The organism is Variovorax sp. FW301-JW7, assembly GCF_058788795.1.
Genome location: NZ_JBYTBC010000011.1, coordinates 124,126 through 141,887 on the forward strand (window position 1 = coordinate 124,126; position 17,762 = coordinate 141,887).

General features: G+C 68.4%; 15 protein-coding genes. 4 read left to right on the top strand and 11 right to left on the bottom strand.

Annotation, left to right across the window (positions count from 1 at the left end):
- The first annotated feature begins 54 nt into the window (after positions 1-54).
- Positions 55-966, top strand: coding sequence for a LysR family transcriptional regulator (locus AC3WQM_RS26105; RefSeq protein ID WP_489058780.1), 912 nt, complete (start codon positions 55-57; stop codon positions 964-966).
- On the opposite strand, the gene AC3WQM_RS26110 is transcribed toward AC3WQM_RS26105, so the two are convergent.
- The 11 genes from AC3WQM_RS26110 to pmbA form a co-directional block, all read right to left on the bottom strand.
- Positions 953-1,951 carry an SDR family oxidoreductase gene (locus tag AC3WQM_RS26110; protein ID WP_492682811.1) on the bottom strand — a complete coding sequence of 333 codons (999 nt, stop codon included), beginning with the start codon at positions 1,949-1,951 and terminating at the stop codon, positions 953-955. The genes AC3WQM_RS26105 and AC3WQM_RS26110 overlap by 14 nt on opposite strands.
- Positions 1,948-2,850 (bottom strand): bile acid:sodium symporter family protein, encoded by a 903-nt coding sequence (locus AC3WQM_RS26115; protein WP_095949103.1) that lies wholly within the window; start codon positions 2,848-2,850, stop codon positions 1,948-1,950. Before AC3WQM_RS26115 ends, AC3WQM_RS26110 begins: the two co-directional genes overlap by 4 nt.
- Positions 2,851-2,876: 26 nt before the next feature.
- The gene (locus tag AC3WQM_RS26120; protein ID WP_492682813.1) at positions 2,877-4,208 is read right to left on the bottom strand and encodes a flavin-containing monooxygenase; all 1,332 of its coding nucleotides are present in this window, start codon (positions 4,206-4,208) and stop codon (positions 2,877-2,879) included.
- Positions 4,205-5,032, bottom strand: a complete 828-nt coding sequence (locus AC3WQM_RS26125; protein WP_492682815.1) for an SDR family oxidoreductase — start codon at positions 5,030-5,032, stop codon at positions 4,205-4,207. The genes AC3WQM_RS26120 and AC3WQM_RS26125 overlap by 4 nt, the downstream gene beginning before the upstream one ends.
- Before the next feature lie 108 nt (positions 5,033-5,140).
- The gene (locus AC3WQM_RS26130; protein ID WP_492682817.1) at positions 5,141-6,190 is read right to left on the bottom strand and encodes an NAD(P)-dependent alcohol dehydrogenase; all 1,050 of its coding nucleotides are present in this window, start codon (positions 6,188-6,190) and stop codon (positions 5,141-5,143) included.
- Between the two features lie 36 nt (positions 6,191-6,226).
- The gene (locus tag AC3WQM_RS26135; RefSeq protein WP_492682819.1) at positions 6,227-7,333 is read right to left on the bottom strand and encodes an ABC transporter ATP-binding protein; all 1,107 of its coding nucleotides are present in this window, start codon (positions 7,331-7,333) and stop codon (positions 6,227-6,229) included.
- Between the two features lie 32 nt (positions 7,334-7,365).
- Positions 7,366-8,178, bottom strand: coding sequence for a carbohydrate ABC transporter permease (locus tag AC3WQM_RS26140; RefSeq protein ID WP_492682893.1), 813 nt, complete (start codon positions 8,176-8,178; stop codon positions 7,366-7,368).
- 11 nt (positions 8,179-8,189) lie between these two features.
- Positions 8,190-9,059, bottom strand: coding sequence for a carbohydrate ABC transporter permease (locus AC3WQM_RS26145; protein WP_492682821.1), 870 nt, complete (start codon positions 9,057-9,059; stop codon positions 8,190-8,192).
- A 2-nt stretch (positions 9,060-9,061) separates the two neighbouring features.
- Positions 9,062-10,333: an ABC transporter substrate-binding protein gene (locus AC3WQM_RS26150; protein WP_492682823.1), complete on the bottom strand. Its 1,272-nt coding sequence runs from the start codon at positions 10,331-10,333 to the stop codon at positions 9,062-9,064.
- A gap of 174 nt (positions 10,334-10,507) precedes the next feature.
- A complete protein-coding gene (locus tag AC3WQM_RS26155; RefSeq protein WP_489058789.1) occupies positions 10,508-11,452 on the bottom strand; it encodes a cupin domain-containing protein in 945 nt (314 codons plus the stop codon).
- Between the two features lie 65 nt (positions 11,453-11,517).
- Positions 11,518-12,888: a metalloprotease PmbA gene (gene pmbA / locus AC3WQM_RS26160; RefSeq protein WP_489058790.1), complete on the bottom strand. Its 1,371-nt coding sequence runs from the start codon at positions 12,886-12,888 to the stop codon at positions 11,518-11,520.
- 98 nt (positions 12,889-12,986) lie between these two features.
- Between pmbA and yjgA the strand changes: the two genes are divergently transcribed.
- The 3 genes from yjgA (at position 12,987) to AC3WQM_RS26175 (ending at position 17,498) form a co-directional block, all read left to right on the top strand.
- On the top strand, positions 12,987-13,646 hold the full coding sequence (gene yjgA / locus AC3WQM_RS26165; protein ID WP_062476481.1) for a ribosome biogenesis factor YjgA: 660 nt from the start codon (positions 12,987-12,989) through the stop codon (positions 13,644-13,646).
- A complete protein-coding gene (gene mog, locus AC3WQM_RS26170) occupies positions 13,643-14,239 on the top strand; it encodes a molybdopterin adenylyltransferase (RefSeq protein ID WP_492682825.1) in 597 nt (198 codons plus the stop codon). Before yjgA ends, mog begins: the two co-directional genes overlap by 4 nt.
- 238 nt (positions 14,240-14,477) lie before the next feature.
- On the top strand, positions 14,478-17,498 hold the full coding sequence (locus AC3WQM_RS26175) for an Ig-like domain-containing protein (protein ID WP_492682827.1): 3,021 nt from the start codon (positions 14,478-14,480) through the stop codon (positions 17,496-17,498).
- Positions 17,499-17,762 lie beyond the last annotated feature (264 nt).

A 17,762-nucleotide genomic window follows, 5' to 3' on the forward strand; every position in this document is an offset into this window, starting at 1 on the left:
GCGCAGCCAGCCTCAGGCACAGGCTGAGGCTGGCGTGCTACCTTGCGGCCCATCATGCGATTCGATCTGACCGACCTGCGGCTCTTTCTCCACGTCGTCGAAGCCGGCAGCCTCACGGCCGGCGCCGGCCGCTCGCACATGACGCTGGCCTCGGCCAGCCAGCGTGTGCGCGGCATGGAGGACGCGCTCGGCACCCCGCTGCTCACGCGCCACGCGCAGGGCGTGCGCCCCACCGAGGCCGGGCGCACGCTGCTGCACCATGCGCGCGTCGTGCTGCAGCAGATGGAGCGGCTGCGCGGCGAGCTCGGCGAGTACGGCCAGGGCCTCAAGGGCCACGTGCGCTTCATGTGCGGCACCTCGGCGCTCACCGAGCACCTGCCCGAGGTGCTGAGCCGCTTTCTCGCCGAGCATCCGCGCATCTCGGTCGACCTCGAGGAACGCGCCAGCCCCGACACCGTGGAGGCCCTGCGCAGCGGGCTGTGCGACATCGGCATCGTCTCCGACGCCATCGACAGCGACGGCCTCGAATGCCACCCCTTCCGCCGCGACGACCTCGTGCTGGTGATGCCGCGCGGCCACGCGCTGGCCAGCCGGCGCCGCGTGCACCTGGCCGAGGTGGTCGACAGCGAGTTCGTCGGCCTGCCCGCCGACAGCGCGCTGCAGCAGCTGATCACCGGGCATGCGCGCGCGCTCGCCAGGCACCTGGCCTACCGCGTGCGCGTGCGCAACTTCGAGGCCGTGTGCCGCATGGTCGAGTACGGCATCGGCGTGGGCATCGTGCCGCAGACCGCGGCCGAGCGCTGCGCCCGTTCGATGAAGATCGCGCGCGCCTCGCTCGCCGACCCCTGGGCCGAGCGCACGCTGATGGCCTGCGTGCGCTCGTCGCAAGACCTGCCGCTCAATGCGCGGCGCATGCTCGACTACCTCATCGCGCCACCGCCGCCGGCGGACGCTACGCGGAAGTGACCGGCCTTCCCTGCTGCGCACGCGCCGCAACGAAAGCCTCGAAGGCTTCGCGGCTGGTCTTGCGCGGCACATAGCCGAACTGGGTCTTCAGCGCGGTGTTCAGCAACACCGGCCGGTAGCGCAGGAAGTCGAGCTGCTCGGGCCCGTAGCGGCTCACGCCCAGTGCCGAGCCCGCGGCCAACGCCGCCTGCAGCACGCCGGCCGGCCAGGCGATGGCGCGCTTGCCCAGGCACGCGGCGATCTCGTGGATGGTGAGCGCGCCGTCGCCCGCGAGGTTGTAGCAGCCGGGCGGCGCGCCGCCGAGCGCATGGGCGATGGCGCCGGTCACGTCCTCGTCCCACACGAACACGAAGGGGCTGTCGCTGCCGCGGATGGCGATCAGCCGCTTCTTCTCGAACAGCGCCGTGATCTGGTTGTCGACGCGCTCGCCGAGGATGGTGCCGATGCGCAGCACCGTCTGCGCCAGCGCGGGGTGCTGCACGCGGCAGTCGGCCAGCATCTCTTCCACCTGCCGCTTGTGGTCGGCGTAGGCGAACACCGGGTTGCCGCGCAGCGGCTGCGACTCGGTGATCCAGGCCGGGTTGTCCGCGTGGTAGCCGTAGGCCGCGCCGCTGGACGACACCACGATGTGCCCCACGCCGCATGCCACGCAGGCGTCGAGCACGTTGCGCGTGCCGCCCACGTCGACCGAATGCTCGAAGGCGCGGTTCGAGTCCTTGCCGGGCGTGACGATGGACGCGAGGTGCACCACCGTGTCGATCGCGTGTTCGGCCAGCACGTCGGCGATGCCGTCGTCGCGCACGTCCCGCTGCAGGTAGACCACGCCGGGCAGCCGCCGCGCGGTGGGCACTTCGCGCACGTCGAGTGCCACCAGCGTTTCGAAGCTGCCTTGCCCGGCCAATGCGGCGAGCACGCTGCGCCCCAGGAAACCGTCACCGCCGGTGATCAACACGCGTCGCGCGGACGCCTTCCAGACCTCGCTCATGGCGTCGCAGGCTTGCGCCCCCACCAGCTCGCCAGCGCCAGGCCCGCGATGATGTCCCAGAAGCCCCACACGCCGGCCACCACGGCCATGCCGCCGAGCCCGCCGAAGAAGCTGAAGATCAGCACCAGCCCGAGCCCTGCGTTGCGGATGCCCACCTCGATGGCCACCGCGCGCCGGTCGTAGTCGCCCAGCCCCGAGAGCCGCGCGCACAGGTAGCCGGTGCCGAAGGCCAGCGCGTCGTGGATCACCACGGCCATCAGCACGAGCCCCACGTAGTCGAGGAAGTAGCGCCAGTTGCCCGCGATGGCGCCGACGATGAAGGCGATCAGCGCCAGGAAGCTCAGGATGCGCGCCGGCTTCTTGATGCGCGCCGTGAGCCCCGGCAGCTTGTGCGCGCAGGCCACGCCCAGCACGAAGGGAATGCCGATGATCATCACGATGTGGCCCAGCATGTCGAAGGGGTCGAGCGCGATGGTCTTGAGCAGCACCGAGGCCGTGGGATGCAGGCCGCCCCAGAACGCGAAGTTCAGCGGCATCACCACGATCGACAGCGCGTTCGAGATGGCCGTCATCGACACCGACAGCGCCACGTTGCCGCCCGCGCGGTGCGTGAGGATCTGCGAGATGTTGCCCGGCGGGCAGCAGGCCACGAGGATCATGCCCAGCGCGATGCTCGGGCCCGGCTGCAGGATCAGCGTGAGCACGAAGGTCACGGCCGGCAGCACCACGAACTGCGCGCCGATGCCCACTGCCATGGCGCCGGGCATGCGCGCCACGCGCCTGAAGTCGTCGATGCGCGTGTCCAGCGCAATGCCGAACATCAGGAAGCCCAGCACCACGTTGAGCAGCACCAGCGAAGCCGGATTGAAGTGCAGGCGGATCTCGTCGACAGGCAGCATGCGCGGAACCCCTTGTAGAAAGACGATCAGTCAGCCAGTGCGGCAGCGGCCTGGCGCACGGCCGCGCGGTAGGTGTCCTTGTGCACGTAGTAGGCCATGCGCTCCAGCTGCAGGTACTTGAAGCCCCCCGACAGGTCGGGCGGCGGCCCCTGCACTGCTGTACGCAGGGCGGCAGCCTTGGACGAGCCCGCCGCGTGCGCGCGGAAATAGCGCGCCAGCAGCTCGGCCTGCTCGTAGCGCCCCTGCCAGCCGATGCCGCTGGCCTCGATCATGCCGAGCACGCCCAGCGTCTCGAAGCGCGGCGAGAAGATGTTCAGGTACAGGCGCGGCGCCATGCCCTGCCAGTTGAGCAGCTCGCGGTCGATGAACGGGTAGTGCAGCGCATAGCCCGTGGCCGTGAGGATCAGGTCGTAGTCGCGCGCGCTGCCGTCCTTGAAATGCACGGTGCGCCCGGCGAGCCGCGCGATGTCGGCGCGCACGCCGATGTCGCCATGGCCCACGTGGTGCAGCACCAGCGAGTTCACCACCGGGTGCGATTCGTACATCTTGTAGTCGGGCTTGGGGAAGCCGAAGCGCACCGGGTCGCCGGTGAACCACTGCAGCACGGTGGCGTCGACCTTCTGCTTGAGCCACGGCGGCAGCGGGCGCTTGCCGCCCAGCGTGTCGGCCGGCTTGCCGAACACGTACTTGGGCACGAAGTAGTAGCCGCGCCGCACCGAGATATCGACGCTGTGCGCGTAGTGCACCGCATCGACCGCGATGTCGCAGCCCGAGTTGCCGGCGCCGACGATCAGCACGCGCTTGTCCTTGAAGAGCTCGGCGTGCTTGTAGCTGCTGGTGTGCAGCAGCTCGCCGTCGAAGTGGCCTTCGAACTGCGGGTGCTTGGGCTCCGACAGCGTGCCGTTGGCGATCACCACGCCCTTGTACTCGTCGGTTTCCACGGTGCCGTCAGGCGCCTCCACGCTCACGCGCCAGCGCGTGTCGGGCGCGTCGCTCACCGGCTCCACGCGCAGCACGCGCGTGCCGAAGCGGAAGTGCGCGCGCAAGCCGAAGCGGTCGGCGAAGTCGCTGAAGTAGCGACGCAGCTCGCGGTGGCTCGGGTAGTCGGCCACGGTGTCGGCCATCGGGAATTCGGCGAACTCGGTCGTGCGCTTGCTCGAGATCAGGTGCGCCGAGTGGTAGACCGTGGAGCGCGGGTTGTCGATGTCCCAGAGGCCGCCGACGTCGCTGTGCGCCTCGAAGCCCTGGAACGGAACGCCGAGCTTCTGCAGATTGCGGGCGCCCGCCAGGCCCGAGGGCCCGGCGCCGATGAGAGCGATCTGTTCGTGTGTCGGAACGGCAGTGGCGGAAGGCGTCATCGGCGGGGAGGTTCTTTCTGGGAATTCAGACCGGGGATGGCGGTGGCACCCGCCTCGCCCACGCGCGGCTTGCGCGGCTGGCCGCGCAGCAGGCGGTCGTGCAGCGGCGCGGGCAACAGGTCGAGCGCTTTCGACAGCCAGCCGATGCGCCGCGGCAGCACGATCTTTTCGCGCCGGGCCGCCAGGCCCGCCAGCAGCTGGCGCGCCGCCGTGTCGGCCTCGAGCAGCCCCGGCATCGCGAAGCGGTTGCCGGCCGTGAGCGCGGTGCGGATGTAGCCCGGGCTCACCGTGTGCACCGTGAGCCCCGTGCCGCGCAGCTCGGTGCGCAGGCTTTCGAGATAGCGGATCAGGCCGCCCTTGCTCGCGCAGTAGGCGCCGTTGCCCGGCATGCCGTGCCAGCCCGCGATGCTGGCCACGCCGACGAGCGCGCCGCGTCCCGCTGCGCGCATCGGCTGCACGAAGGGCTGGAAGGTGGTGGCCGCGCCGAGCAGGTTGATCTCGAGCATGCGGCGGAACACGGCCAGGTCGTCGGCCTCGGCGGTGTCATAGCCGCCGGCCACGCCCGCGTTGGCGATCACGAGGTCGGGCGGGCCGAAGCGCTGCATCCAGTCAGCCGCCATCGCCTGCATGGCGGGGCCGTCGGACACGTCGGGCGTGTAGGCCTTGCAGCGCCCTTCGGCTGGGGCCGCGAGCGCCGCGAGGCGCTCGGTGTCGAGCCCCACCAGCGCCACACGCGCACCGCTGTCGATCAGCGCCCGCGCCAGCGCCTGCCCGAGGCCGCCGCAGGCACCGGTGAGAACGACATTGCGAAACGGCAAGAGCATGGGCGAGGAAGCGCGCAGGGCGGCGAGTGGCAAAGCGCAGCCACTGTAGCCGCGCCCTGCCACTGCATTCCCCAGCGTTTCCCCTTGTCCCGCGCCCTTGCGGGGCGTTCAGGCGGCTTCGGCGGCGGGAAATTCGATCTGGATCTTCACATCCGTGACGCGCCCGGCCGCAGCCTCCTCGAACGCGGCGATGCCGTCCTCGAATGCGAAGGTGCGCGAGATGAAGGGCTTCACATCGACCTGCCCCGACGCGATGAGCGCCAGCGCGCGCGGGAAGATGTTGGCGTAGCGGAACACCGACTCGATGCGCGCCTCTTTCGCCTGGATCGCGACGATGTCGAAAGCCACCTTGGCGGCGGGTATGCCCACCAGCACGAGGCAGCCGCCGGGGCACAGCAGGTCGAACACGTTGTCGAAGGCGCGCGCGCTGCCGCTGGCCTCGAAGACCACGTTCGCGCCCCAGCCGTCGGTGAGGGCCTGCATGGTGTCGGCGAGGCTCGTGCTGCGCACGTCGACCGTCGTCACCGCCGGGTTGTGGGCGAACAGCGCCAGCTTCTCGGGCACGAGGTCGGCCAGGATCACGCGCGCCGCGCCGCCCGCGAGCGCGGCCAGCGCCGTCATCGCGCCGATAGTGCCCGCGCCGATGACCACCGCCACATCGCCCGGCTTCAGCGCCGCCTTCTTCGCGGCCTGCAGGCCGATGGCCAGCGGCTCGACGATCGCGCCTTCGCCGAAGCTCACGTTGTCGGGCAGGCGGAAAGTGAAGGCCGCCGGGTGCACCACGAAGGGCGTGAGGCAGCCGTGGATCGGCGGCGTGGCCCAGAAGCGCACGGCAGGGTCGAGGTTGTAGAAGCCTTCGCGCACGGCGCGCGAGTCCATGTCGGGAATGCCGGGCTCCATGCAGACGCGGTCGCCGGGCTTCAGGTGGGTGACTTCGGCGCCCACCTCGGCCACCACGCCCGAGGCCTCGTGGCCGAGGATCATGGGCGCATCGACGACGTACGGGCCGATGCCGCCGTGCTGGTAGTAATGAACATCGCTGCCGCACACACCGACGGTGTGCATGCGGATCTTCACGTCGCGCGGGCCGACGTGCAGCGACAGTTCGACATCGCGCAGCGTGATCTCATGCGCCTTTTCCAGAACCAGTGCTTTCATTGCATCTTTCTCAGAGGGTTGAAACGGGGACGCCACTCAGTGCAGCGCGGCATCCAGACGCAGCAGCGAAGCGCCCGTCGCCACATCGAACAGGTGCACCTGCTGTGCATCGGCCACGAAGCGCAGCGGCTCGCCGAGCCGGGGGCCTGCCGCCGACGGCAGGAGCACGGCGATCTCTTGGTCGCCCTGCCCCACGCTCACCAGCACTTCGTTGCCGAGGTACTCGATGAGCTGGACCTCGCCGGCAAAGCCTTCGCCGCTCACCCTGGCGGTATCGAGGTGCAGGTGCGCCGGGCGCACGCCCAGCGTCACGCGCTCGCGGCCTTCGAGCGCGAAGCGGCGCGCATCGACGCGCACCGAGCCGCCGCCTCCGCGCAGCTCGCACTGCCCGCCGTCCAGGCCGTGCACCGCCATCTCCATCAGGTTCATCGGCGGCGTGCCGATGAAGCCGGCCACGAAGGCCGAGCGCGGGCGCTCGAAGATTTCCTGCGGCGTGCCGACCTGCTCGATGCGCCCGTCGCGCAGCAGCACGATGCGATCGGCCAGCGTCATGGCCTCGTGCTGGTCGTGCGTGACGTACACCGTGGTGGTCTTCAGCGTCTGGTGCAACTTCGCGATCTCGATGCGCATGTGGTTGCGCAGCTTGGCATCGAGGTTCGACAGCGGCTCGTCGAACAGGAACACCTTCGGCGTCTTGATCATGGCGCGCGCAATCGCCACGCGCTGCTGCTGGCCGCCCGACAGCTCGGTGGGCTTGCGCTGCAGGTAGCGCTCCAGGCCCAGCGTGTCCGAGACCTCCTTGATCCGGCTGTCGATCTCGGCCTTGGGCACCTTGAGGCGCTTGAGCCCGAACGCGATGTTGTCGCGCACCGTCATGTGCGGATACAGCGCGTAGTTCTGGAACACCATCGCGATGCCGCGCTCCTGCGGCGGCAGGTCGTTCACGCGCTGGCCGCCGATGTGCAGGTCGCCGTCGCTGATATCTTCCAGGCCCGCGAGCATGCGCAGGATGGTCGACTTGCCGCAGCCCGAGGGGCCAAGGAACACGACGAACTCGTTGTCGGCCACGTCGAGATCGAAGGCGTGGACGACCTGCGTTTCCCCGTAGCGCTTGATGAGGTGGTGACAGCGGATGGCAGACATTTTGGGTTCTGGAGAAAGAGAAGCGGCGGGGTTCATTCAGCCTCCCGCTTGCGCTTGAACGCGGCATTGAGAAAACCGCTGAGCACGCCCACCATGAGCAATGGCGGCAGCGACAGCAGGATGACCGAGGCATTCAGGATGCCCCAGGGCACGTCGCGCCCGAGCTGGCTGAGTTCCGACGCCACGATGGGCAGCGTCTTGGCCTCGGAGGTGGTGAGCATCAGCGCGATGAGGAACTCGTTCCACACCAGCACGAAGCCGAAGGCGATGGCGCCCACCAGCGAGCGTGCGGCAATCGGCAGCGCGATGCGAAAGAAGATCGCGTAGGGGCCGTAGCCGTCGACACGGCCGGCCTCCTCCACTTCCTTCGGCACCGCCTTGAAGGCCGGGATGGCGAGCCAGATCACGGTCGAGAGCGTGAGCAGCGTGTAGGTGGCGATGAGCGCCACGCGCGAGTCGTACAGCTCCAGCTGCAGCCAGATCACCATGAGCGGAATGGCCACCGCCACCGGCGGCAGGAAGCGCATCGACAGCACGAAGAACTGGATGTCGTTGCCCCAGCGCAGCGGATAGCGCGCCAATGCATAGGCCGCGGGCAGGCCCAGCACCGCGCCGATGATCACCGCCGCGCCCGCCACCACGATCGAGTTGACCAGCCCCGCGGCCACGGCCTCACGGTTCAGCACGTACAGGTAGTTGTCGAGCGTGGGCGTGAAGAAGAACTTGGGCACGGCCGAGACGATGTCGACCCGGTTCTTGAACGAGTTGAGAAAGGTCCACAGCACGGGCACGAGGGCCGAGAGCCCGGCCGCGACGAGTGCCAGCCGCGCCAGCAGCGTTCCGATGGCAAGCTTCTTCATGACGGTTTGGTCCATTTCCAGATGTAGGTGAACGCGACCGTGGAGGCGACCATCATCAGCACCGCCATGCTCGACGCGTACGAGATGCGGCCCGACTCGATGAAGCCCTGCGAGAAGGCATACATGTCGAGCGTCTCGGTCGAGATGCCGGGGCCGCCGCGCGTCATCACGTAGATGAGGTCGAAGGCGCGCAGCGACTCCACCATCTTCACGAAGGCCAGGCTGATGAGCGGCGCCTTCAGCATCGGCAGCGCCACGTAGGCATACACCTCCCAGGTCTTCGCGTGGTCCAGCCGCGCGGCCTCGAAGGGCTGCGGTGGCAGGGTTTCGAGCAGCTTCAGCACGATGACGCCGAAGAACAGTCCCCATTGCCACACGTCGACGAAGGCCACCGTGAGCAGCGCCAGCACCGGGTCGGCGAACAGGTCCAGCGGCTCGCCGGTGATCGCCTTGTACGGCCACGTGATGAGGCCGAACAGCGGATGGAAGGCGAACTTCCAGACGAAGGCGGCCGACACGCGCGGCAGCAGCACCGGCACGATGAACAGCATCGACAGCACCTGGCGCCAGCGCGGCGTGGCGCAGCGGTGCATCAGCGTGCCCATGAGCACGGCCAGGGCCATGGTGGCGCTGACGGTCAGCACCTCCCACACCAGCGACACGCGCACCGAGTTCAGAAATCGCCGGTCGGAGAACAGCTGCACGTAGTTGCTGAACCAGACCCAGGCCGTGTCGGCCTGGCCCAGTTCACGGTCCTGCAGCGAGATGGCGATGGCGAACACCGTCGGCACCAGCGCCAGGACCGCCAATACGAGCAGCCCCGGCCCGATGAACACGGCCGGCAGCCGTGTTTTGTGGGAACGCATGCTCACTTCTTGCGACGCGCGATCAGTTGCTTGGCGTAGGCATCGAGTTCGTCGAGCCCGGCCTGGATGTCGGTGCGCGAGCCGGTGATCAGCTCTTCCAGAATGATCCCCCAGCGGTCGCCCAGGTCAGGCCAGGCCGGGTCTTGCCAGAAGTTCACCGCCGTGACCTTGCCCGTGTCGGCCAGCGCCTTGCCCAGGTCGGCGCCGTAGCGCTTGGCAAACGCCGGGCTGCTCAGCACGCTGGTGCGGTTCAGTTCGCCGAACTGGCCTTCCGCGAGCCGGCGCTGCTCGTTCTCCTTGGAGGTGGCCCACGCGATGAAGAGGCCCGCGCACTTCTTCGCCTCTTCGGTCTTGTTGGCGCGCGCGCCGATGGCCAGGCCGTGGCCGTAACCGCCGCCGGTGAGCGGCGCGGGCGGCACGGCGTAGGCGATCTTGCCGACCACGGTCGACATCTTGGGGTCGAGTGCGTTGCCCGCCAGCGGCGTCGACTCGACCAGGATCGCGACCTTGCCGGCCAGGAAGGCTCCGGTGGATTCGTCCCATCCGCCCGTCTTGGTGCCGGGCGCGGAGTACTTGAAGAGATCGAGGTAGGTCTGGGTCGCCTTCACGGCAGCGGGCGAGTTGAAGACCGGCTTGTCGCCGTCGAACCACTGGCCGCCGTAGCCGCGGAAGAACGGCATCCAGCGCCACACGTTGGCACCCGAGCCGCGCTGGCCGCGCAGCGCCACGCCGTAGACGCCGTTGGCCGGGTCGTTGAGCTTCTTCACGGCCGCCACGAACTCGTCGAGCGTGGCCGGCGGCTTGATGCCCGCCTTCTCCAGCAGGTCCTTGCGGTAGACCATGAGGTCGCCGCCGCCGGTGAGGGGCGCAAACCAGGCCTGGCCGGCGAAGGTCGCGACCTTCTGGCGGCCGGCGTCGAAGTCGGCGTAGTCGTAGCTGGCCGGGTAGTACGGCGTGAGCGGCACGATCCACTTCGACTGCACGAACTGGGCGACGTTGGCCTCGTCGACGTAGTACACGTGGTACTTGCCGACCGTGGACGCATCGGCGCGCGACTTGGCGCGGCGGTCGTTCTCGTTGAGGTTGTCCACGCTGAACGAGGCACCGCTCAGGCGCTTGAACTCGTCCTTGGATTTCTCGAGCAGCGTCAGGCCTTCACGGGGCTGCGACAGGACGCGCACGTCCTCCTTGCAGACCTGTGCCAGCGCGGCGGGCGCCAGCGTGGCCAGCGCGAGCGCGAGGCCGGCCAGACGGTGGGGATGCGGAATCGACATTTGTGTCTCCTTTGTTGTTCGTGCAAGTTGCCGGCGAAATGCCGGCAGAAGCAACGAAACAAAGGTTAGGCGGCCGATCCGAAGGGCCTCCTACACGCCCACCGGGCATCTGATACTTTGCTGCCAAGCCGTCTCGGGGTTTAGCCCAAGAGGCAAGCGCGTATCAGCCAGAGATCAGGCAGCGAGTGGCGTGTGCTGCACGCTGCGCAGGCCGAAACGCTCCTGCGCCTGCTGCCGGTAGGCCGAGGGCGTCATGCCCTTGAGCTGCAGGAAGCGGCGGTTGAAGTTCGCGAGATTCGAGAAACCGACCTCATAGCAGATGTCGCTCACCAGCCGGTCGGACACCTGCAGCATCTCGCAGGCCTTGGTGATGCGCAGCCGCGTGACGAAGTCGGTGAAGGTGCTGCCCATGTGCTTGTGGAAGTAGCGCGAGAAGCTGCTTTCGGCCATGTTGGCGATGGCCGACACGGCGGGCAGCGACAGCTCTTCGGACAGGTGCGCATGCAGGTGGTCAAGCACGCGACGCATGCGGGTGTTGGCCGTCGGGTCCTCGTCGGTCGGGTCGGCATTGCTCGAGATCTGGCGCCAGTCGCTCCAGTTGGCGAGCTCGTGCAGCAGGCCAATGAACTCCGACAGCCGCGCCATGCCCTCCTGCTTCTGCACCCGCGCGAAGCGCTCGCGCACGAGGTCGCCGATGCCGAAGAACTCGATGCCCAGCTTCGCGCGGTCGAGCATCGGCAGCACCGTCTCCAGTTCGGGAAACAGGTCCACGCCCTTGCGCAGGGGTTCGTCGCGGAACTGGATCACCATGCTGCGGTCGGCCACGCCTTCGGGCGGCACGTCGTGAGAGATCCAGGTGTGGGGCAGCCGCGCGCCCACCAAGGCGACATAGCCGGGCTCGAAGCGGCCGATGTGGTTGCCGACGAAGGCGTCGCCGCTGGTGCGGTTGATGCACTGCAGCTCGTACTCGTCGTGGTAGTGCCAGCAGTCGAAGGGCCAGGGCACGCCGTGCTGCAGGCAGCGCACCGAACTGCTGCCCGCCGGCTCGAAGCCCAGGCGCGGGTCGCGCAGCAGTTCGTGTTCGAGGGCCGGCTTGCGTACGGCGCTGTGTTTGCTCATGTCCTGTCCCCTGTTCTTGAATGGAGGGGTCGTCGAGCCAGCGCCGTTGCGAGCGACAGGGCCTGTCAGGCGCCTGCCACCTTCATGCGATTGACCAGGATCGACCCCGTGGTTTTTGCGCCAAAAGTGTAAGCATCTGCGCCAATCGCCTCAATTCCCATCAGCATGTCGCGCAAATTGCCCGCAATCGTGATCTCCTGCACGGGGAAGGCGATGCGGCCCTTTTCGACCCAGAAACCGCTCGCGCCGCGCGAATAGTCGCCGGTCACGTAGTTCACGCCCTGTCCCATCAGTTCGATGACGAACAGGCCCGTGCCGAGCTTGGCCAGCATGGCGTCGAGGTCGTCGCCGTGCTTCGTGAGGCGCGAGCTCAGCGTCAGGTTGTGCGAGCCGCCGGCATTGCCGGTGGTCTTCATGCCCAGCTTGCGCGCCGAGTAGGTCGAGAGAAAGTAGCCTTCGAGGCGGCCGGCATCGACCACCTTGCGTGCGCGGGTGATCACGCCTTCGTCGTCGAAGGGCGAGCTGCCCTTGCCGCGCATCACGTGCGGGTCTTCGGCGATGTCGACGTGCTTGGGCAGCACGGGCTTGCCCAGCGAATCGAGCAGGAAGGTGCTCTTGCGGTACAGCGCCCCGCCGCTCACGGCCTGCACCAGCCCGCCCAGCAGGCCCACGGCCAGCGGCGACTCGAACAGCACCGGGCATTCGGTGGTCTTGATCTTGCGCGACTTCAGGCGGCTCAGCGCGCGCTCGGCGGCGTAGCGGCCCACGGCCTGCGGGCTGGCGAGTTCGTCGGCCGAGCGCATCGAGCTGTACCAGGCGTCGCGCTGCATGCCGTCGCCCTTGCCGGCGATGGGCGCCACCGACATCGAGTGCCGCGAGCTGGCATAGCCGCCGCGAAAGCCGTGCGTGTGGGCGCTGAAGAAGTGGCTCTGCTGCGCCGAGACGCCGGCGCCTTCGCTGTTGGTGATGCGCTTGTCGGTCGACAGCGCCGCCGCCTCGCACTCCAGCGCCATGGCCGCGGCCTGCTCGCTGGTCACGTCCCAGGGGTGGAACAGGTCGAGCTCGGGGTGGTCCTTGGAAATGTCGGCCTCGTCGGGCAGGCCGCTCACCGGGTCTTCGGCCGTGAAGCGGGCGATGTCGTAGGCGGCTGCGGCGGTCTGCTGGATGGCCGCCTCGGAGAAGTCGGAGGTGCTGGCGTTGCCGCGGCGGTGGCCCACGTAGACCGTGATGCCCAGCGACTTGTCGCGGTTGCGCTCGACGTTCTCGAGTTCGCCCTTGCGCACCGAGACGCTCAGGCCGCAGCCCTCGGAGGCCTCGGCGCCGGCGTCGGTGGCCCCGAGCTTTTTGGCGTGCGCCAGGGCCGAATCGACCAGGTTTTCGAAGAAGGAGCGGCTGTAGGCGAAGCCGGAATCGGCGCGCGAGGAGGATGTCGTCATGTGGTGGCTATGATACTTGCGCCCCCTGTTTCACGTTTTCCCTTCCGCGCCCCCTGTGCGCGTTGCAGCGCCGCACGGCGCAGCCCAGAATCCACCCCATGTCCCGCAAACCCAAAAAAGGCTATTTCGTCCGTGGCCACTTCGTTGCCGAAGGCAGCGAACTCGACCTGGAGCTCAAGCGCGAGCTCAAGGGCGGCACCGACGAAGCCAGCCGCACCGAACTCAAGCGCGAGAGCGCCGAACTGCAGAAACTGGGCGAAGAATTGCTCACCCTGCGTGCCGGCCTGTTCGACGCCCTCCCGCTGAGCGAGAAACTGGTCGATGCCATCGCCGAGGCGAAACGCATCACCAATTTCGAGGGCAAGCGCCGCCAGATGCAGTTCATCGGCAAGCTCATGCGCGCCCTCGACCCCGAGGTGCTCGAGGCCGTGAAGCAGGCGCTGACCGAGCAGAACACCGTGCCGGCCGCCGAAGCCGCCGCGCTGCATGAGGCCGAACGCTGGCGCGAACGCCTGATCGCCGACGACGACGCCCTCGGCGGCTGGATCGAAACCCACCCCGCCACCGACTCCCAGCAGCTGCGCGCCCTCGTGCGCCAGGCCCGCAAGGACCTGAAGTCCGGCCCCGCCGGCGAAGCACCGCGCCAGGGCAAGGCCTACCGCGAGATCTTCCAGCTCGTGCGCGCGCAGCTGGCGGTGCATGGCGGCGACGATCACGCCGAAGCGGCTGCGGCGCAAGACCGGGAAGAAGACGCATGAGCGCCAGCGGCTTCGATCCGGTCCGCATCGGCATCGTCTCCATCAGCGACCGCGCCTCCAGCGGCACCTACGAGGACAAGGGCCTGCCCGCGCTCAAGGAGTGGCTGGGCCGCGCGCTGAAAAACCCGCTTGAGTTCGAAGCCCGCCTGATCCCCGACGAGACTGCGCGCATCAGCGCCACGCTCATCGAGCTGGTCGATGCCGGCTGCTCGCTCGTGCTCACCACCGGCGGCACCGGCCCCGCGCTGCGCGACGTCACGCCCGAGGCCACGCTGGCCGTGGCCCACAAGGAAATGCCCGGCTTCGGCGAACAGATGCGCCAGATCAGCCTGCGCTTCGTGCCGACCGCCATCCTCTCGCGCCAGGTGGCGGTCATCCGCGACCAGAGCCTCATCATCAACCTGCCGGGCCAGCCCAAATCGATCGCCGAGACGCTCGAAGGGCTGAAGGACGCCGACGGCACACAGCGCGTGCCCGGCATCTTCGCCGCCGTGCCCTACTGCATCGACCTGATCGGCGGGCCGTACCTCGAGACCGACGACACGGTCTGCAAGGCCTTCCGGCCGAAGTCGGCGATCCGCGCCGCGCGCTGAGTCCCTTCGCCGCCGGTTCTCGCGCGGCGGCATTCACCACCGAAGACCTCCTGCTTCGCCAATGCGCGAGGGGCGCGCTCGCGTGCGCATCGCGCGCCCCGGCTTTTTATCGGACCCGTCCGATGGTTCCGCTCCCCTGTTCTTCCTAGAGTTCCTGACGCCCGGGCCGCCGGATCGAGCAGCGTGAATTCGCCACCCGATCCGATCTTTCTTTCCCTTTTCAGAGCATAGGAACTGCATGGCATCCAACAAGGCAAACGTCTTCATCGACAACAGCCCGAGCATCGATCAGACAGCAGGCGCACGGCCCTTCGCGCCACCGCCGCCCACCATGGACAGCGTCATCGACGACGCAGGCGACCTCATGGGCACCCTCGCCTCCGGCGGCGTCACGGACGACCGCCAACCCGAGTTCCAGGGCCGCGGCACGCCGGGCGACGCCATCCTCATCAGGGACCACGGCGTCGAGATCGGCGAGACCGTCGTGGATGAAGACGGCCAATGGACCTTCACACCGTCCACCGACCTGAGTGAAGGCCACCACGTCATCACCATCGTGGCGCGCGACCCCGCCGGCGACGAGAGCGAACCTTCAGGCCCCTTCCATTTCGAGATCGACGTCACGCCGCCCGACGCGAGCAAGCTGTCCATCACCGGTGTCCTCGATACCGTGGGCGGCATCACCGGCAACGTGGCCACCGGCAAGACCACCGATGACGCACGCCCGCTGCTCACCGGCACGAGCACCGGCCAGCCCGGCCACACCGTCACGGTGATGGTCCGGGACAGCACCGGCACCCATGCGCTGGGCGAAGCAGTGGTCGGCGACAACGGCCAGTGGTCGCTGCAAGTCATATCGCCGCTGGCCGCGGGCCTGAACACCTTCACGCTCGTGGAGAAGGACGCAGCGGGCAACGAGACAGCGCCGACGGGGCGCTACCAGGTGATCATCGACACCAGCAAGCCGGCGCCCCCGGTGATCGAGCACGTCTACGACGACGTGGGCATGCCCCACATGCTGGCCCCTGGCGAGGTCACCAACGACGCCCGGCCGACCCTGCACGGCACCGCGCAGCCCGGCCATACCGTGGCGCTCTACGACGGCGCCAACTTCCTGGGCACCACCAAGGCCGGCGCCGACGGCACCTGGGCGTTCACGCCCGCGGACGACCTGAGCGACGGCCCGCACCACCTCACCGCCACAGCCACCGGCCCGATCGGCCAGACCGGCGACGCGAGCAACGGCTGGCAGTTCGAGGTCGACACCGTGGCGCCCACGCAGACCAGCACGGTCTCCGGCATCGGCAAGGACAGCGGCATGAACGCCGACGACCACGCCACCAACGACGGCAGCGCGGGGCGCCTGATGACGGGCCGCCTGAGCGCATCGCTGGCGGCCGGCGAGACCTTGCAGGTGTCCACCGACGGCGGCCAGACCTGGAAGACCGCCTTCGTGAGCGGCACGCAATGGAGCGCCCAGGACGACCACAGCCATGCGGGCGACTGGACCGTGCAGACGCGCGTGGTGGACCTGGCCGGCAACGTGGGACCGGTGAGCTCGCAGGCGGTGACCCTGGACACCGCCACGCCCCAGGCGCCGACTGCGGTCGTGCTCGGCAACGGGCAAGTCACCGTGAGCTTCGACAAGACCGCGGTGTCGCCGGGCGACCGGATTCACCTGCTCAACGGCAAGCAGAACGTGGACTACCTGTTGACGGCGGCAGACATGGCGGCAGGCCAGGCCACCATTGCGGTGGGCGACGTTTCGCTGAACCTGGCCGCGGCGGTGGTCAGCGCAACGGGCCATCATTCGCTCTACATGGTGATCCGGTCGAACGCCGACCGGGAAGACTTCGATGCCGGTGAGACCGTCGAACTTGCACCAGGACAAACAGCCGATGCCGGTGCACTGCTGCTGACAAGAAAGGATTCGGCAGCCGACGCTGCTTCGAACAACGGCATCTTCGACAGCGCCTCGCCCGACCAGGGGCAGGCATGGCACATCAGCGGCACCACAAGTGCCTCGCTGAAGGGCAACACCTGCAACGCCATCGAATTCGACTGGCGGCATTCCCAAACCACGCAGTCGATCACCTTCTACGACGCATCGGGCAAGGTCATCTTCGAAGGCACCTTCGGACAAGACCACAGCCTTCCGGCCGATGGACACGCGAAATTCATCATGCCCGACGGGCTTTCCTTTGCCTCCTTCGACATCCGCACCGGGCTCGTCGACGGCATCGAGACCGACTGGATCGAAGTCGACAACCTGTCCCTCGCCGTGCTCTACCAGCACCCTGAACTGGTGGACGTCCCCACCCTGCAGGAAATCCAGGCAGGCTCCGACGTCCACTACGGCGGGGCGGGAGACGACGTGTTCCTGCTCCCCGACGTGTCGTACTTCGAGGGCAGCCATGCGAAGGTCATCGGCAACGAGGGACTGGACACCCTCACCCTGACCGGTGCCGACCAGACACTCGACCTGACCACGGCCACGGGCAAGCTCAGCGGCGTCGAAATCATCGACATCACCGGCACGGGCGACAACACCTTGAAGCTCTCGCTGGCCGACGTGATGGAAAACGGCGCGCTCGACCAGTTCGTGACCGACGGCCGCGTGCAGATGATGGTGAGGGGCGACGCCGGCGACACGGTGACGCTGTCGGACGCGCTGCCCAACGGCACCGACCCCGGCGACTGGGTGAGGGGCGCCGACGTGACCCTCGACGGCGTGGTCTACGAGGCCTACGCGCACTCGGGCTTCGACGCCGCGCTGCTGGTGCAGCAGGGCGTGACCGTCAACGTGCAGAACACCGCCGGCACGTTCAGCGAGGCCGGACCCGGGGCCGATGCACACCCGGTGGACGCAGCCTCACCGTTCACCGAAAGCAATGAAGCGCACATCGCCCGATTCGGTTATGCAGACCGGTCGGAGGACGGCGCGGGTGACGACACCGTCCGCATCCATGGCGACGGCGACTTCGCGCGCGTTCATGGCCCACTGGGCGTCGGCACCCTCGTGATGGACGGCAAGGCCATGCACATCGACCTGTCGGCCCTCGACTTGAAGACGGCGCCCTCCGACAGCACCGTGCAGATGCAGGCCACCGGCGCCAACGGCGAGGTCGAGCTGCCCGGCGACGGCGGCGGGGCCCACGGCAGCGACGCCGCGGTGAGCGGCGTCACCGACCACGTCTACTCCGACCTCGCCGGCACTGCGCTGCTGGTCGAAGACAAGGTCCATGTGACCATCCTGTAGCCCGTCCCACCGGCGCCACCCGCGCCGGATGCGAGACGCTCCACGCGACAGCCGCCCCGCGCGACTGTCGCGTTTTTCGTTTCTGCCTGGCGACACGACATCGTCTTGTGCCGTCCCGCACGACTTAGTGCGCGCTTTCGGGACCGGCCTATTCCTTTGCGCCCGGCTTTCAGATTCGTCCGATGGCCTCGCACAGGGCTTCTTTCTAGAGTGCCCTACCCCAGGAGACCGGTCGCTCACGCTGCGTTCTTTCGCGCGCCGAGG